This is a genomic window from uncultured Alcanivorax sp., from assembly GCF_947258575.1.
In the GTDB taxonomy this organism is placed as follows: domain Bacteria; phylum Pseudomonadota; class Gammaproteobacteria; order Pseudomonadales; family Alcanivoracaceae; genus Alcanivorax.
In genome coordinates this window covers 450,765-467,767 of record NZ_CAMYIV010000011.1, presented here as the reverse complement: position 1 = coordinate 467,767, position 17,003 = coordinate 450,765, and the positions used below count along the sequence as shown (strand labels likewise).

The 17,003-nt window shown below is 59.3% G+C and carries 15 protein-coding genes and 1 tRNA gene; 8 read left to right on the top strand and 8 right to left on the bottom strand.

Annotated features, from left to right (window positions below; genetic code table 11):
• Positions 1–3: 3 nt before the first annotated feature.
• Together dcd and apbC are read right to left on the bottom strand one after the other, a co-directional pair.
• Complete coding sequence (gene dcd / locus Q0Y02_RS13165) at positions 4–573, bottom strand: dCTP deaminase (protein WP_290538703.1); 570 nt, start codon at positions 571–573, stop codon at positions 4–6.
• Between the two features lie 95 nt (positions 574–668).
• Positions 669–1,754, bottom strand: coding sequence for an iron-sulfur cluster carrier protein ApbC (apbC, locus tag Q0Y02_RS13160; protein ID WP_297769250.1), 1,086 nt, complete (start codon positions 1,752–1,754; stop codon positions 669–671).
• A 163-nt stretch (positions 1,755–1,917) separates the two neighbouring features.
• Here apbC and Q0Y02_RS13155 point away from each other — a divergent pair, with 163 nt between their 5' ends.
• From Q0Y02_RS13155 to Q0Y02_RS13140, 4 genes are all read left to right on the top strand, one after another.
• On the top strand, positions 1,918–2,619 hold the full coding sequence (locus Q0Y02_RS13155; protein ID WP_297769246.1) for an SIMPL domain-containing protein: 702 nt from the start codon (positions 1,918–1,920) through the stop codon (positions 2,617–2,619).
• Positions 2,619–3,647 (top strand): AraC family transcriptional regulator, encoded by a 1,029-nt coding sequence (locus Q0Y02_RS13150; protein WP_297769243.1) that lies wholly within the window; start codon positions 2,619–2,621, stop codon positions 3,645–3,647. The genes Q0Y02_RS13155 and Q0Y02_RS13150 overlap by 1 nt, the downstream gene beginning before the upstream one ends.
• A gap of 197 nt (positions 3,648–3,844) precedes the next feature.
• Positions 3,845–4,153 (top strand): hypothetical protein, encoded by a 309-nt coding sequence (locus Q0Y02_RS13145; RefSeq protein WP_297769240.1) that lies wholly within the window; start codon positions 3,845–3,847, stop codon positions 4,151–4,153.
• A 247-nt stretch (positions 4,154–4,400) separates the two neighbouring features.
• Complete coding sequence (locus tag Q0Y02_RS13140; protein WP_297769237.1) at positions 4,401–5,861, top strand: DUF3336 domain-containing protein; 1,461 nt, start codon at positions 4,401–4,403, stop codon at positions 5,859–5,861.
• A gap of 22 nt (positions 5,862–5,883) precedes the next feature.
• Here the strand turns inward: Q0Y02_RS13140 and umuC are convergent, their stop codons facing one another.
• Together umuC and umuD are read right to left on the bottom strand one after the other, a co-directional pair.
• Positions 5,884–7,155: a translesion error-prone DNA polymerase V subunit UmuC gene (gene umuC / locus Q0Y02_RS13135; RefSeq protein ID WP_297769234.1), complete on the bottom strand. Its 1,272-nt coding sequence runs from the start codon at positions 7,153–7,155 to the stop codon at positions 5,884–5,886.
• Between the two features lie 5 nt (positions 7,156–7,160).
• Positions 7,161–7,598, bottom strand: a complete 438-nt coding sequence (gene umuD / locus Q0Y02_RS13130; RefSeq protein ID WP_297769231.1) for a translesion error-prone DNA polymerase V autoproteolytic subunit — start codon at positions 7,596–7,598, stop codon at positions 7,161–7,163.
• A gap of 167 nt (positions 7,599–7,765) precedes the next feature.
• On the opposite strand from umuD, the gene Q0Y02_RS13125 reads away from it, so the two are divergent.
• Complete coding sequence (locus Q0Y02_RS13125; protein WP_297769228.1) at positions 7,766–8,050, top strand: hypothetical protein; 285 nt, start codon at positions 7,766–7,768, stop codon at positions 8,048–8,050.
• A gap of 54 nt (positions 8,051–8,104) precedes the next feature.
• On the opposite strand, the gene Q0Y02_RS13120 is transcribed toward Q0Y02_RS13125, so the two are convergent.
• A tRNA-Gly gene (locus tag Q0Y02_RS13120) sits at positions 8,105–8,178 on the bottom strand.
• A gap of 163 nt (positions 8,179–8,341) precedes the next feature.
• Here Q0Y02_RS13120 and Q0Y02_RS13115 point away from each other — a divergent pair.
• Positions 8,342–9,322: an SDR family oxidoreductase gene (locus Q0Y02_RS13115; protein ID WP_297769224.1), complete on the top strand. Its 981-nt coding sequence runs from the start codon at positions 8,342–8,344 to the stop codon at positions 9,320–9,322.
• 99 nt (positions 9,323–9,421) lie between these two features.
• Here Q0Y02_RS13115 and Q0Y02_RS13110 read toward each other — a convergent pair whose 3' ends face one another.
• Positions 9,422–10,396, bottom strand: a complete 975-nt coding sequence (locus Q0Y02_RS13110) for a methyltransferase (RefSeq protein ID WP_297769220.1) — start codon at positions 10,394–10,396, stop codon at positions 9,422–9,424.
• Positions 10,397–10,578: 182 nt separating this feature from the next.
• Between Q0Y02_RS13110 and Q0Y02_RS13105 the strand changes: the two genes are divergently transcribed.
• Complete coding sequence (locus Q0Y02_RS13105) at positions 10,579–12,519, top strand: transglycosylase SLT domain-containing protein (protein ID WP_297769217.1); 1,941 nt, start codon at positions 10,579–10,581, stop codon at positions 12,517–12,519.
• A gap of 92 nt (positions 12,520–12,611) precedes the next feature.
• Here the strand turns inward: Q0Y02_RS13105 and Q0Y02_RS13100 are convergent, their stop codons facing one another.
• Positions 12,612–13,358 carry a class I SAM-dependent methyltransferase gene (locus Q0Y02_RS13100; protein ID WP_297769214.1) on the bottom strand — a complete coding sequence of 249 codons (747 nt, stop codon included), beginning with the start codon at positions 13,356–13,358 and terminating at the stop codon, positions 12,612–12,614.
• Positions 13,359–13,360: 2 nt separating this feature from the next.
• Positions 13,361–16,303 carry a DUF748 domain-containing protein gene (locus Q0Y02_RS13095; protein ID WP_297769211.1) on the bottom strand — a complete coding sequence of 981 codons (2,943 nt, stop codon included), beginning with the start codon at positions 16,301–16,303 and terminating at the stop codon, positions 13,361–13,363.
• Positions 16,304–16,434: 131 nt separating this feature from the next.
• On the opposite strand from Q0Y02_RS13095, the gene Q0Y02_RS13090 reads away from it, so the two are divergent.
• Positions 16,435–16,908, top strand: coding sequence for a hotdog fold domain-containing protein (locus Q0Y02_RS13090; protein WP_297769208.1), 474 nt, complete (start codon positions 16,435–16,437; stop codon positions 16,906–16,908).
• Positions 16,909–17,003 lie beyond the last annotated feature (95 nt).

Below are 17,003 nucleotides of genomic sequence, written 5' to 3'. Positions count from 1 at the left end.
GTTTCAGGCCCGTGGCAGGGTCACACCACGCTGGCCCTGGTATTTCCCGCCCCGATCCATATAAGACGTTTCGCACATCTCATCGGATTCAAAGAACAGCATCTGCGCTACACCCTCGTGAGCATAAATTTTTGCCGGCAGCGTGGTGGTGTTGGAGAACTCCAGAGTCACATGGCCCTCCCACTCCGGTTCCAGGGGCGTCACATTGACGATAATGCCGCAGCGCGCGTAGGTGGACTTGCCCAGACAGATGGTCAGCACATTACGGGGAATGCGGAAATATTCCACGGTGCGGGCCAGGGCAAAGGAGTTGGGCGGGATGATGCAGTAGTCGCCTTTGATGTCCACGAAGCTGCGCTCATCGAAAGCCTTGGGGTCTACCGTGGCGGAATGAATATTGGTGAACACCTTGAATTCATCCGCACAGCGCACATCGTACCCGTAGCTGGACACACCATAGGAAATCATTTTTTCGCCATTTTCATCCGCGCGGATCTGCCCACTCTGAAAGGGCTCGATCATGCCTTTTTCGGCGGCCATGCGGGTAATCCAGCGATCCGATTTAATCGTCATTGTTGCGCCTCAAAATTCCGGGGTGGTTGGCGTTCAAGCGGACAATGGTAGCAGCATGAAACGCCGCACGCAGCAGGCCTGACCGACCTCGTCCCTCAATGTTGTGTCACCTTGGGAAACGCCCGCTTGCCGGCTTCCGTCAATGACAGTCTGGCCGCCAACCGGCGGGCTGCCTGACGGTACAGGCCGGTCTCCTCACTGTCCGGGCAGGCCGCCACCACCGGTTGGCCGCTGTCAGCCTGTTCCCGGATTCGCAGGGACAATGGCAGGGCCGCCAGTACTTCGGTGTGGTATTCACTGGCCATCCTTTCCCCGCCGCCCTGACCGAACACATGCTCTTTATGGCCACACTGGCTGCAGATATGTACCGCCATGTTCTCCACAATGCCCAGCACGCGGATATCCACCTTACGAAACATTTCCACGCCCTTGATGGCATCCAGCAGGGCAATGTCCTGGGGCGTGGTGATGATTACCGCACCAGCCACCGGAATTTTCTGGGCCAGTGTCAGCTGGATATCGCCGGTGCCCGGGGGCAGATCCACCAGCAGGTAATCCAGCTTATGCCAGCGGGTCTGCTCCATCATTTGCACCAGTGCACCACTGGCTTTCGGGCCGCGCCAGACCACCGGGGTCTGCTTGGTGGTCAGATAGCCCATGGACATGGTCTGCAGCCCATAGGCCTCCACCGGCACAAAGAACTTTCCTTCCAGCACTTCCGGGCGGGTGCCGTCCGGCAGGCCCAGCATCAGCGGCTGGCTGGGACCGAACACGTCCGCATCCAGCAGACCCACCCGGGCGCCTTCAGCCTGTAACGCCAACGCCAGATTCACCGCTGTGGTGGACTTGCCCACCCCGCCTTTGCCGGAGGCTATGGCAATCACATTGGCTACCTGGTCCATTGCCGGCAAGCTGCTCTGGGCCCGGTGCGGGATGATGTCCGCCTCCAGCACCAGGGTCAGCTCACGGCCTTCCAGCACCTCACTCAGATGCTCCCGAATCTGTGCTGCCAAGTCCTCACGAATACCGTCAATCGGAAATCCCAGAACGATTCGGGCATGGACGGTACTGTTGTCCACGGTCAGTGATTCAATGGCATCCACCGATGTCAGGCTGACGCCCAGATCGTCGGGAATAAAATCGCCCAGTTGCTGTCGAATGCGTTGCTCGGCTGAACTCATGATGGCCTCCGTTTCGAGAGGTGCGATGATAGGGGCTAAGCCGTCAACAACCAAGCCACCTTCGTGGAAGTTATTCGTTGCACAAACGCGAACCATGGGGTGGTTATCCCGCTGTAAATGCGCAAAATAGAATGCCGATTGCACGGCAGTACAAGGAGAGTCCATGAAACGCATCACCGCCGCATCCCTGATCGCCCTGGGGGCATTGAGCCTGACGGCCTGCAACGATGCCCCCCATCTTATCAATCACGGGCCTGACAGCATCACCGTGTCAGGTAGTGGCGACATCGCAGCCCAACCGGATATTTTCCGCGTGGTAGCGACTGCCAGCGAACAGGGCGACGACATTGCCGCCATGAAATCCCGCGTCGACGACACCGTAGCCGATATGCTCGACCTGGCGGACGACCTGGATATTGAGGAAAAACAGGTGCGCGCCAGCGATCTGCGCGTTCAGCCGCAATGGCAATACCAACCGGAGCGTAAACTGATCGGCCATCAGGTAAGCCGTGACGTCACCTTCCGCGCCAATGGCCTGAACACCTATACCCAGCTGCTCGACGGCCTGGCCAAGCAGGGTTTGCGGGATATTCGCCCGGCCGGCACCGAAGTCAGCAACGCCGACGAGCTGGCCAACCAGGCTCTGGAGAAAGCCGTGGCAGATGCCCGCCAGCGGGCCAGCATCATCGCCGAGGCCGCTGATCGGGAGCTTGGCAAGGCTATCCAGATCCAGGCCCAGGATTTCCAGCCTCCGCAACCGGTAATGATGATGGCGCGCAGCAAGGAAAGCGGTAACGCCGACAGCTACCGGCCCGGCGAAACCGATATCACCGCCCGGGTCCAGATCACCTTCGAACTGGATTAATGGATAGCCTCGGTCAGATCTGCAGCGCCGCGCTGCAGCAGTATCTTGCCCACGGTGAAGCCCGGGGGCTGGATATTGCTGCCGCGTTGGATTCCGCAGCCCTGGATTTGGAACGGGTCCGCCAGCCGGACGCCCGCATTCCCGGTGTCAGCTTCCAGGCGCTGCTGCACACGCTGATCGATCACTCCCGCGACCCGCTCTTCGGCCTGCACACCTCCGAGTTTGTCCAGCCGGGCTCCTACAATGTGATGGGTTACATCGCCATGAGTGCCGGCACCCTTCAGGAGGCCCTGTCCAAGGTCAGCCTCTATGAAAAGCTGGTGGGCGACATGGGTACCACCGATACCCGCATTGACGACAACCAGGCCGCCATTCGCTGGGACTGTCGCTACAGACAACAACCCGCGCGCCAACACCTGATAGACAATGTGCTGGGCTCCTGGATCCGCTACGCCCGCTGGCTGACCGGCAATGACCAACTGGCCCCCGCCGAAGTCTGGCTGGAACATCCCAGACCCAGCCCCGCACTTGTTGAGGAGTACCAGAGGGTGTTTCTCTGCGAGGTGCGGTTCGCGCAACCCTGCTCTGCCCTGATCGGTCCGCCGGACCTGCTGGAACAACCGATTCGCCAGCCGGACCCGCTATTGCTGTCGACCCTGGAAGCCCACGCCATTCAACAGCTTCACCAGCTGGGCGTGGAAACCAGCCTGGCCCAGCGGGTAAAACAGTGCATTCAGGATGCCATTGGCCATTCCCTGCCGCGCAAGGAAACCATCGCCGAACGGCTGGGTATGAACGTGCGCACCCTGCACCGTCGGCTCGCCGATGAAGGCCACAGCTGGCAGAAACTGCTGGACCAGGTGCGACTGCATCAGGCCCGCCAATTACTCTGCCAGAGCCCGGCCCCCCAGGCGGAGATCGCCGAAGCCCTGGGCTACTCGGATATTCGGTCGTTTCAGCGCAGCTTCAAGCGGCATACGGGGATGACCCCTGGCCAGTTTCGCACCCAACAAAAGCCGGATTTGTAGGAAATCACTTACACGCTTTGTCGGCTTTCTCTTATGCGCATTTCCTCATAATCCCGTTCAGTGTCTACCTAACCGCCGCTGGTCGTTATCGCTTTGCCCATACCGCCACAGGTTGACTACAACAGTTCCCAAGGGATCACGAAGTTCCCTCAAACCACCGGCTACGCCGGTTTCGGGAACCGTTACAGGGACGCACCATGAACCGAAAAATTTCCGTCAGCGGCCTCACCCATGACTCTGCCAGCGCCTTTGTTTCCATGATGGGCATCATCAATGGCCGCTGTAGTGTCATCTGGGAAAATGCCGACCCGGGGCAGGCCGACGTTCTACTGGTGGCCGCCAAAGATGGCCGCCGAGCCACCTCCAGCAAGAGTGACAAACCCTGCATCCTGGTTTATCCGAGCTCACAGGACCGGCCAGACGCCCCTTTCACCCTGTCCCATCCATTCCGGGCCATGAACATGATCCGGGTACTGGAAGATGTGGCTCGGGCCCTGCCCGGCTAACCGCCCCACCCCATCAGCTTGCGCTGATCGCCTGTTAGGCAATTCTGCCCATATAAACGCGGCCTTTTCTTTTCGGCCGCGTTCTTTTTGTCCTACAAAGCCTTAAAACCCGCCACCGGTCATGGCTATACTGACATCAACTAATGACAACAAGGGAGCCTCTGAACTCCCCTTCTTTCAGGCTGGCTCGAAGGGCGTGGCCTGCAGCACAAGGGGTGTTCAGACGTTGCCAATGGCGGAGACCTGCATGAAAGGCACTCTCAAACAACTGGATCGGGCCATCGAGCACGCTGAAACCTACGAAGAGTGGTACGAAGCCAGCCGCGAACACGACCGTCTTTCCGGGGCGGACGAATGGAAAGAAATTGATCGCTCTCCCCATTACGACTACGAGTTGATCCGCAATCGCCTGTGGCAGATCCGCCAGGCCCGTGAACGCAATGACGTCAACAAGCTGGTGTTTCACCTGCACGAAGGCCTGCATGGCAATCTGGGCAACATTTCCAACCCGCGGCTCTATCAACAAACCCGCGTGGGCACCAAACGCCTGATCGAGAATTATCTCGAAGAAGTCACCATCGCCCTGAACTACCTGTGCGACACCAACTTCAAGGAATTCGGGCTCAAGGAAAAGCTGGATTTCTTCGAAACCACCGGCCAGGCCTTTGGCCAGAGCTGTCTGATGCTCTCCGGTGGCGCCGCGCTGGGTCTGTTTCATATCGGCGTGGCCCGCTGCCTGTGGGAACAGGGGCTACTGCCTTCGGTGATCTCCGGCTCCAGTGCCGGCAGCATCATTGCGTCCGTTGTGGGTACCCACAACGATGAAGAACTGAAGCTCAAGCTGGAACCGGAAAACATCTACCTGGAAGCCTTCAAGGTGCTGGGCTGGAAGGGCATCGTCCGTGGCACCCCGGTGCTGGATGGCGACCACCTGGAAGCCTGCCTGGAAGAAAACATCCTCGACATGACCTTCGAGGAGGCCTACCGGCACACCGGCCGTGAAATCAACATTACCGTGAGCCCCTACGACCGTAATCAGCATGCCCGTCTGCTCAACTGGCGCACCTCGCCCAATGTGCTGATCCGCAAGGCATCACTGGCATCCTGCGCGATTCCCGGCATCTATCCGCCGGTCTCCCTGTGGGCCAAGAATATTGATGGCGAGCGGGTACCCTATATTCCCGGCCGCAAGTTCGTGGATGGCTCCATCGTCGACGACCTGCCCATCCGCCGCCTGTCACGGCTGTATGGCGTCAACCATTCCATCGTCAGCCAGACCAACCCCCATGTGGTGCCTTTCCTGTCGCGTAACGAAAATACCGACAGCTCAATGAGCACCCTGGCGGACTGGGGACTGAAGAATGTCTCCATGAATCTGCGCTACGCTCTGCAACTGATACAGCGCCGGGTGGAATCCAACGACGTGGGTCTGATGTTCGACAAGGCCAAGAGCATGGTCACCCAGAAGTATATCGGCGATATCAATATGATCCCGCCGCGCCAGCCCATGAATGCCTTCAAAGTGCTTAATAACCCTACCCTGCAGGATGTACGCAACTACATCCGCAAGGGGGAAAAGGCCACCTGGCCCAAGCTCGACATGGTGGCCAACACCACCGCCATCAGCCGCACCTTCCGCGACTGTCGTGCCCGTCTGGACCGTATCGAGGAACGTATGCTCGAACAGGTACCGATGACCGCTGTCTGAGCCCTACCCTCTGCCCCGCGGCTCATCGAGCCCGGGGCAGATCGGCCCAGCGGGTAGTATAGGCCGGCGATAAATGGGCCCGGCGCATGGCCCAGACACACCGTTCACTCTGATTCATCCCCCGGCCCGCCAACCATACCTTGCCCTTGCCGCTGCGGTTGATGGTATCCATCACCTGCATTAACGCCTTCCCTTCCTCCGCGCTGTCGTCCTCCCGAAACAGGGTGACCTGCTCGCGCCCCGCCGGCCCCAGGTCCGTCAGCATGACACCCGCCTTGCCATAGCGATAACCGGCCTGCCAGAGGGCCTCTACCATCTCCACCGCGTGGCGCACCATTACCCGGGTATCTACCGTGGCTGGCGACAGACTTGCCCGGGCAGAATCGGGGAATAACTGCTGCGGCTTACCCATCGGGGCGGTACGCAGATAGACACTGATAGCACCGGCACTGAGTCCTTCTGCACGCATGCTTTCTGCCGCCCGGGCAGCGAAGTCACTAACCGCCTGACGCACCGCTGCCAGCGACGCCACCGGCTCCCCGAAAGAGCGGGAATGGATAATTTGCTGACGGGGCTCCTGACGGGCTTCCAGGGGGAGGCAACTCTCACCGTTCAACTCCCGTACCACCCGTTCCTGAACCACAGAGAACCGCTTACGGATCAGACAGCAATCGGCACGGGCCAGATCCAGAGCCGTCTCGATCTCCATATCATTGAGACGCTGCCCCAGCCGCCGGCCGATGCCCCAAACCGCCGAGACCGGCGTACGTGCCAGCAAGCGCTCACGCCACCGCGGATCCGTCAGCACCAGCACACCCCCGGTCTGTGGGTACGTCTTGGCGGCATGGTTGGCCAGCTTGGCCAGGGTCTTGGTGGGAGCCACTCCCACACACACCGGCACACCCACCCATTTGCCTACCCGTTCGCGGAGCGCCAACCCCAACGGCTGCAGCTCCTCAGGTCGCATCAGGGACAGATCCAGAAAGGCCTCATCAATGGAGTACACCTCCACCGCTGGCACCAGGGTAGCCAGTGACGCCATCACCCGCCGGGAGAGATCCCCGTAGAGTACATAGTTGGAGGAGAACACCGCGACCCGGTGCTTGCGAATCAGATCCCGAGCCTCGAACAATGGCATGCCGGTTCTCACTCCCAGCGCCTTGGCCTCGGCAGAACCGGCCACGATGCAGCCGTCATTATTGGACAGCACCACCACCGGACGCCCCGCCAGATCCGGTCGAAAAACGCGCTCACAGGAGGCATAGAAACTGTTGCAATCGACCAGGGCAAACATGGCACTCACCGCCGGGACCGGGCCACCGACCGGTGTGCATGAAGGGAAAATGTCACCACACCAAACAACTCCCACTCCTGATCTGACAGCGATATCGCTGCATAGCGGGGGTTACGTGGCATCAGCATGGGCTGTGGCCTCAGCCGCAACTCCTTCACGGTGAACTCCCCATTCAGCGACGCCACCACCACATCACCGTGGGATGGCTCCAGGGAGCGATCCACCACCAGAATGTCGTCCGGGAAAATTCCCGCGTCCAGCATGGAGTCCCCCTCTACCCGAAGCAGAAAAGTGGCCTCCTGCTGGCCAATGCATAGCTGATTCAGATCCAGCGGCGCCTCCATATAACCCTGGGCCGGGGACGGAAAACCGGCAGCAACACATTCGGTGAAAAAAGGCAGCGCAATCATGGGACACCACAGGAAAGATAACGATGGAGCCATGCTATCAAATACTGTACTTATGTACAGTTAAATGACATTTCCACACCATCGATACCGGCCCTGACAGAACACACAGCAACGTAACAAAACGCAAAGAAAGGCATATCCAAACGCCGCCATGGCTGCCTTAGGGTTGGCATTAACAATGCCGCCATCAGGGTGTAGTCATGATGCTTGAAGGTAACCCGGGCTGGATGTCCGACTTTCTGGAAGAAATGGGGCTGCCGGCCAGCGCCGCGTTTCAGGGATATGTGCTCTATCACCGAGAAAGTGACAGCTTTGTCGCCGACGCACCTGACCCGTCCTTTCCCCATTATGTGAAGCCTTGCGCCTGGGCTCACCGCTACCCTTACATCATGCTGGCGCGGGACGCCGCCACAGACATGGAGGACGGCATGCAGGTGCAGGTGCTGTTCCGGCTCGGCGGACAGTTTCTTGCCTACCCGATCTGAAAACGCCGGAGCCGGAAAAACAAAAAGCCACCCGATGGGTGGCTTTTTTTGATATGGAGCGGGTGAAGAGAATCGAACTCTCGTATGCAGCTTGGGAAGCTGCCGTTCTACCATTGAACTACACCCGCTTGAACAACCGGCAATATAGTCAAAAGGATGCGCCTTTGCCAGCGCTGATGTGGGCACGCCATCATGACAGGTTTGAGGTTACACTGCGGAAAGAGTCTCTAAGTAACCGTTTGCGTGCTCAGAGACTGCCTAAAGATCAGAATGACAAAGAGGAGCATGGCCATGCCAATGGCGTTTGTGAGTGGGGCCCGGGGGTTTCTCGGTGGACACATTGTCGACCAGCTACTGGAAAAAGGCTGGGACGTCACTGCGGTCATACGGCCACGGGGTGATGCCGCGGCGCTTCAGGCCAAAGGCATTCAGGTAGTACAGGCTCCGCTGGATAATGCCACCGAATTGGCCCTGGTGATGCCGGCAGCGCCGGATGCCGTCTTTCACGTGGCCGGCAATACCAGCCTGTGGCGGCGTGGCAACGCGCAACAGTACCGGGATAACGTACTGGGCACCCGAGCCATGGTCAGCGCGGCACTGAAAAACGTGGCGGCCCGATTTGTCCATACCTCCTCAATCTCCGCCTGGGGCATTCAGGACACCCCCATCAACGAACAGACGCCCTCCAATGCGGCCAACGACTGGATCGGCTACAACCGCAGCAAGAACCTCGCCGAACAGGAAATAGAGAATGGTATCCGCCAGGGGCTGGACGCGGTGATCCTGAATCCCTGCGGCATTATCGGCGCTGGTGACACCCATAACTGGTCGCAGATGATCAAGTTGATCCAGGACGGCAAGCTGCCGGGGGTGCCGCCGGGCGGGGGTAACTTCTGTGCCGTTGAAGAGGTGGCCAAGGCCCACCTGTCAGCCCTGGAACACGGCCAATGCGGCGAGCGCTATATCCTGGCCGGGGTGGAAGCCAGCTTTCTGGAGCTGGTGCAGACCATTGCCGGGCAACTCGGTAAAAAAGCCCCGTCGCGAACCGTACCGCCGGCGGTATTGAAACTGGCCGGACAGCTATACCCCATCGGCAGCCTGTTTACCGGTAATGAGCCTCGGCTGACACCGGAAAAAGTGGCCTTGGTCACCAGCCGGGTGCATGCCGACGGCAGTAAAGCCGTCCAGCAACTGGGATTTAACGATCAGGTGCCACTGGCCACCATGATCGCAAACTGTATTCGCTGGATGGTGCAGGAAAAACGCCTGTAAGGACGAAGCAGTGTGGGGGATTCGCCATGCATGCATTGCATGGCTGCTACAAAAAATCGTTGGCAGGAAAAATCAGGGCAGTAATGCCCTTTTCCTGATTTAGACCACCGCCCGGTATACCCGAAAACGTGTGGTCTCCCCTGCCACCTGCACATGGGAAAAAGCATCGTCCAGCCACTGGACATAAGGCAGCTCGCGGTTCGCCACCAACCACATTACCCCTTCCTTGTTCAGATAGGCTGGCGCCTCGGCGATCAATCGTCGGGTGATATCGGTAGTACGCTGGCGCCGGTCATGGAACGGCGGGTTGGTCACGATCATGTCCACCCGGCCGGCCAGCGGGGAGAACAGATCGCCGCCAGTCACCCGGCCCTGCAACCCGTTGCGGGCCAGACTGGCAGTTGTCGCTGCTACCGCAGAGGCACTCACGTCCACCGCCTGCACCTTCCACCCCTGGCTGGCCAGGCTGGCGCTGATCACACCGGCACCACAGCCCATGTCGATCATGCTTCCCCGTCTGGGCAAGCGATGTTCTGCCATCAGATCCAGCAACAACCGGGTGCCCTCATCCAGCCGGCCATGGCTGAACACCCCCGGGTAGCTGACTACCTCCAGGTCGCCCACCGTGATTACCTCACCCCAGGCAGCCAGGGTCTGCGTTTCTCCCGGCTGCAGCTGCCCGCTATACAGCTTGCAATGGCGGGCACTATCCACCAGCACCGCATCGTCCACATGTGCCTGCAGATGTTTCAGTGCCCCGCGGATACCGCCCTTCGCCGGCCCGATCAGCCACAACTCCACCGGCTGACTGATTTCGCCAGCCAGCCAATTGAGCAGGAACCGCAAGCGGTCGATGGATTTGGGCAGAGGCAACACCAGCAGATCCACCTCAGGTGGCACCGTCGGTGCCGGCGCCCATTGCTGGGCGCCCACGGTAAAGTCATCCGCATGCAACTGCAGCTGAGCATCCACATCCAGGCTTTTCAACGCCGGATCATTGGCATCGACCACCAGCACCTGACGGCCCGACAAAGCGCCAGCCTGGCGCAGTAACAATTGTGTCGTATTTTCCATAGCAGCAAGCCCGAACCGGCGGAGTAAAGTGCGCCGCAGTATAGAGCAGCAGGCGTTTTCATGTCAGGCATAACGCACTCTCAGCCTTTTGTACCAGCCTGAAAGTTTTACACATTCACCACGCCAAAGCGTCTACCGCCCCGGTAGACTTGTGATGTTGACCCGACGATGTGGAGGCTCAAATGGTTAGCGCTGCACCCTGCATTCGCGCTGTAGTACTGTTTAGCTGTTGTCTGTTTTCTTCGTTGGTAGTCGCCGCTACGGATAGCGGCGTCTTCCGCCAGGCACTGGACGCAGCACGCAATGATGACTGGAATACCCTGACCCGACTGGAAAAACAGCTGGGCGATGATCACCCCCTGCAAGCCTATCTGGATTTTCATCGGCTGCGGGCGGCCCTGCCAGAGCTGGCCCCGGAAAAGATAAACGACTACGCCCGGCGCTATCCCGATTCTCCGCTGCCAAACGACATTCGCCAGTTGGCCAACGTGGCTTATGGCAAAGCGGAAAAATGGGACGCCCTGCTGGCCGTCAACAGCAACGAGCCCTCTGCCACCGCGCGCCAGTGTTATTACTATCAGGCCAAGTTGGCCAACGGTGACGACAGTGCCCTGCAAGCCGCTGCCGACATCTGGGCCAGCGGCCAGTCACGGCCCAATCAGTGTGATCCGCTGTTTGATCAGGCCCAGGCCCGCGGCGTCATTGATGATGCCGCAATCTGGGAAAGACAGCTGCTGGCCTTCAAGGCCAACAGCCATGGCCTGGTTCGCTACCTGGGCAGGAAACTCACGGATACGGATTACGACACCGCCAGCGACTGGCTGGAAACCCTTTATCGTCATCCCGACAAGGTGGACAACCTGCCCACCACCATCAAGCCGGAACAACGCCAGCAACTGCTAGCCGCCGCTATACATCGCTGGGCCTACAAGGACACCGTTGAGGCACGGCAATGGTTCGATGATCACAGTCGTCGTCAAGGCCTCCGCGATGACGCCATGCGGCAAGATGCCGGCCGGCGCATCGCCTGGTATTCCACCATTCGTGGCATCGAAGAAAACCGCCAATGGCTGGACAGCTGGCTGGCGCTCAATCCAGATGCAGAGCTGCTGGACCAACGTGCCCGCCGCACCATTATCGAACAGGACTGGGAGAGCGCGGAACTGTGGATCACCCGTTTACCTGATAGCGAGCAGCAGGATTCGCGCTGGCTCTACTGGCGCGCCCGGGCATTGGAAGAACTGAACCAGCCTGACCAGGCCCGTGCCCTCTACCGGCAAGCCTCCAGACACAGAAACTTTTTTGCCTTTATGGCCGCCGACCGCCTGGGCGAGCCCTACCATTTCTCCAACGCCCAGGTGAAACCGTCAGCGGATTTCACGCCGCCGCCGGCCATCGCCCGTGTACGCCTGCTGCGCGAGCTGAACGAGGATTACGCGGCTCGTCAGGAATGGCTGTGGCTGATGTGGCACAACGATGATGCCAACGTCCGCCAGCTTGCCCAGCACGCGCTCGAGCAGCACTGGTACGACCTGGCAGTACAGGCATCCATCCAGGCCAAGGCCTGGGATGTGCTCGCCTGGCGTTTCCCGCCGGCCTATCAAAGCGAATTTGAACAGCAAGCCAAAAGGCATGATCTGGACCCATGGCTGGCCATGGCCGTCGCTCGGCGAGAAAGTGCCTTCAATCCCCAGGCCCGTTCACCGGTCGGCGCCATGGGCCTGATGCAACTGATGCCGGGCACCGCCCGCAAGGTTGCCAAGGATGCCAACCTGGGCCGCCCCACCACCAACACCCTGCAAAACGCTGACTTGAATATCCAGCTCGGCAGCCGCTATCTGGCGGAGCTGCTGGATGAGTTCAAGGGTAACCGGGTATTGGCGCTGGCCGCCTACAACGCTGGCCCGCACCGGGTGAACAACTGGCTGGGGGAAGAGGACGAGGCCGTGCCCGCCGATATCTGGATTGAATCCATTCCCTTCCGGGAAACCCGGGATTATGTTCAGGCTGTACTCACCTATCGGGCTCTGTTTGTGGGGTTGCACGACAATCAGGCACGCACCTCACAACTGCTCACCGAAAAGGAAAGCCAGGACCTGTATTCGGTGTCGATGCTGGATTGAAAGGATACGAGCTGCGAGCTACTAGCTTCTAGTAATAGAACCCGTTGGGTTTGACTAGCAGCTAGCAGCTCGTAGCTAGTAGCTGGCTTCTCTCAATCCAGCTGCCGGATGTGATAATCCAGCCGGGCGCGGGCATCGCGAGTGCTGAGGGAGGTGGTGGCTTCTACCCTTCTGCGCAGATGAATACTGCGAGCCGGTTCCCGGGTAAAAGCGATAATCGCATTGTGGCAATCGCTGCATGACAACCGGAAACGGCTGGCATAACCGGCCATGGCCTCCTCCGTGGCAGCGGGACTTTCCCGGTATTCCTTCCAGTCACCAAAGTTCATCACCAGGGTACCGCTGGCCGACAGATTATCCGCCAGGCATTGCAGCCACGGCTTGTCTGCCGGCACCGCCCGGCTGACCTGCTGATTGCTGGGAGCGAACAGGTCTTCGATGATCAGATCGAACGGTTCCCCCTGATACGCCCGCAGCCATGCCTGGGCATCGCCTTCATAGGTCTCTACGCCGAAAGCGTCCATGCCGAACACATCACGGGCCACCTGCAGATGGGCAGCGTCCAGCTCCACAGCAACCAGCGTCTCAGGGTTCAGTAACTGGCGAATGGGCGGGATCAAGGACCCGCCCCCCAGGCCCAGCACCAAAACCCGTCGAAACCGGGAGGGCTCGTGCAGCAGGGCCGGCAACCAGAGCAGATCCCAGACGCTGCCGGTGAGCAGTCGCTTGGGGTGAAACTCGGAGTGTTGCACGCCATTGGCATAAAGCCGCAGGGTTCTACCCGCACGGCGCACTTCGTAATGCACTCCCTGCAGCTCGGTTTTCCAGATTAGCGCCACACTTATTTTTCCAGGGTCAGAGTCAGGCCAGCCACTTTGCCATCGACGTTGGTTTCGTTCAGGAATATGCGGTTCTGCTCAATACCCAATGTCTGCACCAGCAGCGCCTTGGCATTCTCGCCGCGTAGACGTGCCAGCTCTGTGAGCTGTGCCCGGTCCAGGGCCTTGGCGTCGGTTGCCAGCATGCTCTCCCACGCAGCCTTCGCCAGTAGCGTTTCGCGTTGCTCGTCATCCTCGGGAAGCGCGCTGCTGACCAGGCTTTCCACGTCCCGATCAGTGCTGGATTCATAGCGGCGAATCAATTTTCGGCGCCACTTCTTTTCCTGCAAGGCATCATCAATACCCAGCCAGTCCTCATCTGCCACCTCACGGCCGATGGCCTGCGCGGCCAGGGCGGTGCGATCCTCAGCGTTGGTAGTGCCGATCAGGCCCACACGCAGTTCCGGGCGTTCATTGAGTACCTTGGCAAGCGCGTCCAGGGAAGAAGCGGTGTCCTGACCGGTTGCTGCCAGCCCTGGCTCAAAAGCGATACTCTCCAGGTTCTTACCGCCCGCCAGCGCCGACAACACAGAAAACGGCGCCGTCGCCGCCTTGACCACAACGTTGCTCAACACCTTGAGAACCATGCCACCAACGCTGAAGCTCGGATCATTCAGATCACCGTCCATGCTGACCGGCAGGGTAATCTGCCCCGAACGGTTACGCAGCACCGACAGCCCAAGTTTCACCGGCGCATTCACCGCCGTATCACTGGGCACCTTCTCACCCAGGTAGAATTCATCGGCAAGAATATCCGTGCTGCTGCTGAGCCGGTTGTTGTCGATGGACACGCCCGAGTTCACACCGAGCTGGCCCTTTTCCACCTTGTAACCCAGGTATTGCCCCGTATAGGGGGTCAGGCCAGTCATTTCGTAATTCTTCAGGGAAACGTTCAAGTCAGTAAACAGAGGCTCTGCCGTGAGCGCGCCCTTGATGCTGAACGGCGCATAGCGATCCACCTGGGCATTCAGGTCCATGGTGGCCTTTCTACCCGGGCGGGTATCCAGATTGCGCAGGTTTCCGGAAAGCTCATAAAGGCCAATGCGGAAATTAGGACTGAGCGACAGGTCCTCGTGGCGGATCTGGCTGCCGATAAGACGGACTCGATCCACCGTCACCTGCCAGGATTCACCCTGCTCACCCTGGCTCGTATCACTGCCGCTACCGCTGGCATCACCGGAAGCCATCCCCGCCTGAATCCGCGTGGCCACATCCCGGCCTTGGGCATCCACCCGATTGGCCATATCCATACCGGTAAGGCCGATTTCACCAATGCGTACCGTCTGCCCGGCAGTGGCCAAGGACAGATCGGTCACACTGCCCTGGTTGATCTTGAGCAGGGACTCGCCGTTCTCCAGCAAACTGAAATTTTCCAGGGACGCATTGGCGCTGACGGTTACCGCCGAGTTCTCACCTTTCACACTGGCGCTGCTATCCACAGACAAAACCCCGTCGGCCAGAACCAGTGGCACCTCGCGCTCCAGCCAGGGCGAGAAGGGAACCAACGGCAATCCTTGTAAGGCTGCCTGTGCATCAAGGCTGAAGGGTGTCAGATTGCCTTCCCCGGAATGTGTCAGGGTGCCGCTCTGCTGGATCTTACTGCTGCCTTGCCAGGTGAAGGTAGCAGGCTCACCGATGATCAGGTTTTTCAGGGTCAGTTGACCATCCGAAAGGGTCAGGGTCTGCGCGGGTTGCAGGGTGCGGTCGGTAAAGCGCAGCCCACTGCCGTCCACTTGCAGGGTATCCAGGCGCACGATCCAGTCAGCCTTGCCTTCCTGCACTTTCTGGGCCGCCTGCTCGGCTTTTTCCTTTACCTCTTCCACCCGCTCTTCAGCGGCTTGCCGATCCGCCGGCAGAAATAGCGTTGCCAGGTCGATGCCCTGTTCATCCAGCACCGCGCCCAGAGCGGGCTCAGTGACGGTCACCTTGGGGATTTTCACTTCCTGAGCCAGGGAATCCAGCGCCACACCTTCAACACGTACTGTCGGCAATGACACGCTGGGGACATCTTCACCGGGCTTGAGCAGCTGAAGCTGTCGTAATATCACCTGACCATTGCTGAGTACTACCTTCGGTTGCGGCTGCGCAACAAAATGATAGGCGGTTTCCACATCCAGTTCGCCGGACGGCACGGTAAAGCGGACTTCGTTCTTGAGCAGCTTCGCCAGCGAAACAAGGTCTACCTTTTCCACATCCAAATGGCCGAGGGCAATGAAGGGGGCGAACTCAAAATGGCCCTGCCAATCCAGCACGCCACCGTCCGGCCCTTCCAGGCGGATCGCGTAGTCATTGCTGTTTTCGCCTTTGCCCTTGGTAGAAAAATTGCTCACCGTGAAGGCCAGCGGCAGCACCAGGTTCTCCGGCTCGTCACCGGTGGCCTCGGTAAAACGCAGATCCCCCCCGGTAAGGCTGAGGTTGGCAATGGAAATGGCCGGCAAGCCAGGCTCTTCTTGCTCCGGCTCCGGGGCTTCCTCTTCCGGCGTCTGGGCAAGCTGTTCCTGGATATGTGTCAGCACATCATCAAAGCTGAAGGTATTACCGGGATTGCGCTGGGCACGCACCGTCAAGGCATCGAGCATGACTTCATCAAAATGCCAGCTCCAGCGGAACAGGGAAGACAACTGGAAATTCACATACAGCTGATTGAATCCGAGCAGCACCTCGGTCTGGTCATCCTTGATAGAGAAACCATTCACCGTGGCGCTCAGCACCAGAGGATTGATCTTCACCTCATCAATGGTGACTTGCCGACCGGTCAGATCCGCCAGTGCCTGGCTGGCATTATCCCGGACCAGTCCCGGCGCCAGGAAAAAGCCGAGCAAGGCGTAAAGCAGATAAAGGCTGGCCAGAATAATCAGGGTTTTCACTTTCCAGCTACTGCTTTTCCAGGCCTGTAACACCTTCACATCTGTCTCCCTATCAAGACGCTCCGATTTTGACGCCATGGTAGCAGTTGCGCGCCCCACTGGCGCCCCAAACCCATTGCGTCGCCATGGCGGCTATGGAAAATGGGCGCATCTTGCACAGGAGTCCTGCCATGAGCGACAACTACCTTCTGAACATGTACGAAAAAGCCCTGAAGCTGCCCGCTGGCCGCAAGCTGTTTTCCATGGTGTTCAGCCGCAAAGCCCCCTACTTCGCCACTATTACCCCGATCATCAGCGAACTTCGCCCCAATTTTTGTGAGGTAAAGTTCAAGAAACGTAAAGGCGTGGAAAACCACATCCAGACAGTGCATGTAATCGCCATCTGCAACGCACTGGAATGTGCCATGGGCGCCATGGCGGAATCCTCTGTGCCCAAGCACCTGCGCTGGATTCCCAAAGGCATGGATGTAAACTACACCGCCAAGGCCACCAGCGATATTACTGCCACCGCCGAAGCCAATCCGGAAGACTGGAAACCCGGCAACCTGCCGGTCACCGTCAAAGCCATGCGCGATGATGGCACCGTGGTAGTGGAAGGCACGATCAATCTGTGGATCAGTGAGAAGCCTGGTAAAAGCAGTTAACAGTGAATAGTTAACAGTTCGCGAAGTCCCATGCTCGCGTCACGCTATGAAGCCGCGTCCACCCGTTTGGGCGCGGCTTCTGTGGTTCTGGACCC

What these genes read in the sequence shown, in the direction of transcription:
- Q0Y02_RS13125 (WP_297769228.1), top strand. Translation starts at nt 7,766, where the DNA reads ATGATGCTTGAAGGTAACCCGGGCTGGATGTCCGACTTTCTGGAAGAA.
- apbC (WP_297769250.1), bottom strand. Translation starts at nt 1,754, where the DNA reads ATGAGTTCAGCCGAGCAACGCATTCGACAGCAACTGGGCGATTTTATT.
- dcd (WP_290538703.1), bottom strand. Translation starts at nt 573, where the DNA reads ATGACGATTAAATCGGATCGCTGGATTACCCGCATGGCCGCCGAAAAA.
- Q0Y02_RS13110 (WP_297769220.1), bottom strand. Translation starts at nt 10,396, where the DNA reads ATGGAAAATACGACACAATTGTTACTGCGCCAGGCTGGCGCTTTGTCG.
- Q0Y02_RS13155 (WP_297769246.1), top strand. Translation starts at nt 1,918, where the DNA reads ATGAAACGCATCACCGCCGCATCCCTGATCGCCCTGGGGGCATTGAGC.
- umuD (WP_297769231.1), bottom strand. Translation starts at nt 7,598, where the DNA reads ATGGCTCCATCGTTATCTTTCCTGTGGTGTCCCATGATTGCGCTGCCT.
- Q0Y02_RS13145 (WP_297769240.1), top strand. Translation starts at nt 3,845, where the DNA reads ATGAACCGAAAAATTTCCGTCAGCGGCCTCACCCATGACTCTGCCAGC.
- Q0Y02_RS13115 (WP_297769224.1), top strand. Translation starts at nt 8,342, where the DNA reads ATGCCAATGGCGTTTGTGAGTGGGGCCCGGGGGTTTCTCGGTGGACAC.
- Q0Y02_RS13150 (WP_297769243.1), top strand. Translation starts at nt 2,619, where the DNA reads ATGGATAGCCTCGGTCAGATCTGCAGCGCCGCGCTGCAGCAGTATCTT.
- Q0Y02_RS13105 (WP_297769217.1), top strand. Translation starts at nt 10,579, where the DNA reads ATGGTTAGCGCTGCACCCTGCATTCGCGCTGTAGTACTGTTTAGCTGT.
- Q0Y02_RS13090 (WP_297769208.1), top strand. Translation starts at nt 16,435, where the DNA reads ATGAGCGACAACTACCTTCTGAACATGTACGAAAAAGCCCTGAAGCTG.
- Q0Y02_RS13140 (WP_297769237.1), top strand. Translation starts at nt 4,401, where the DNA reads ATGAAAGGCACTCTCAAACAACTGGATCGGGCCATCGAGCACGCTGAA.
- umuC (WP_297769234.1), bottom strand. Translation starts at nt 7,155, where the DNA reads ATGTTTGCCCTGGTCGATTGCAACAGTTTCTATGCCTCCTGTGAGCGC.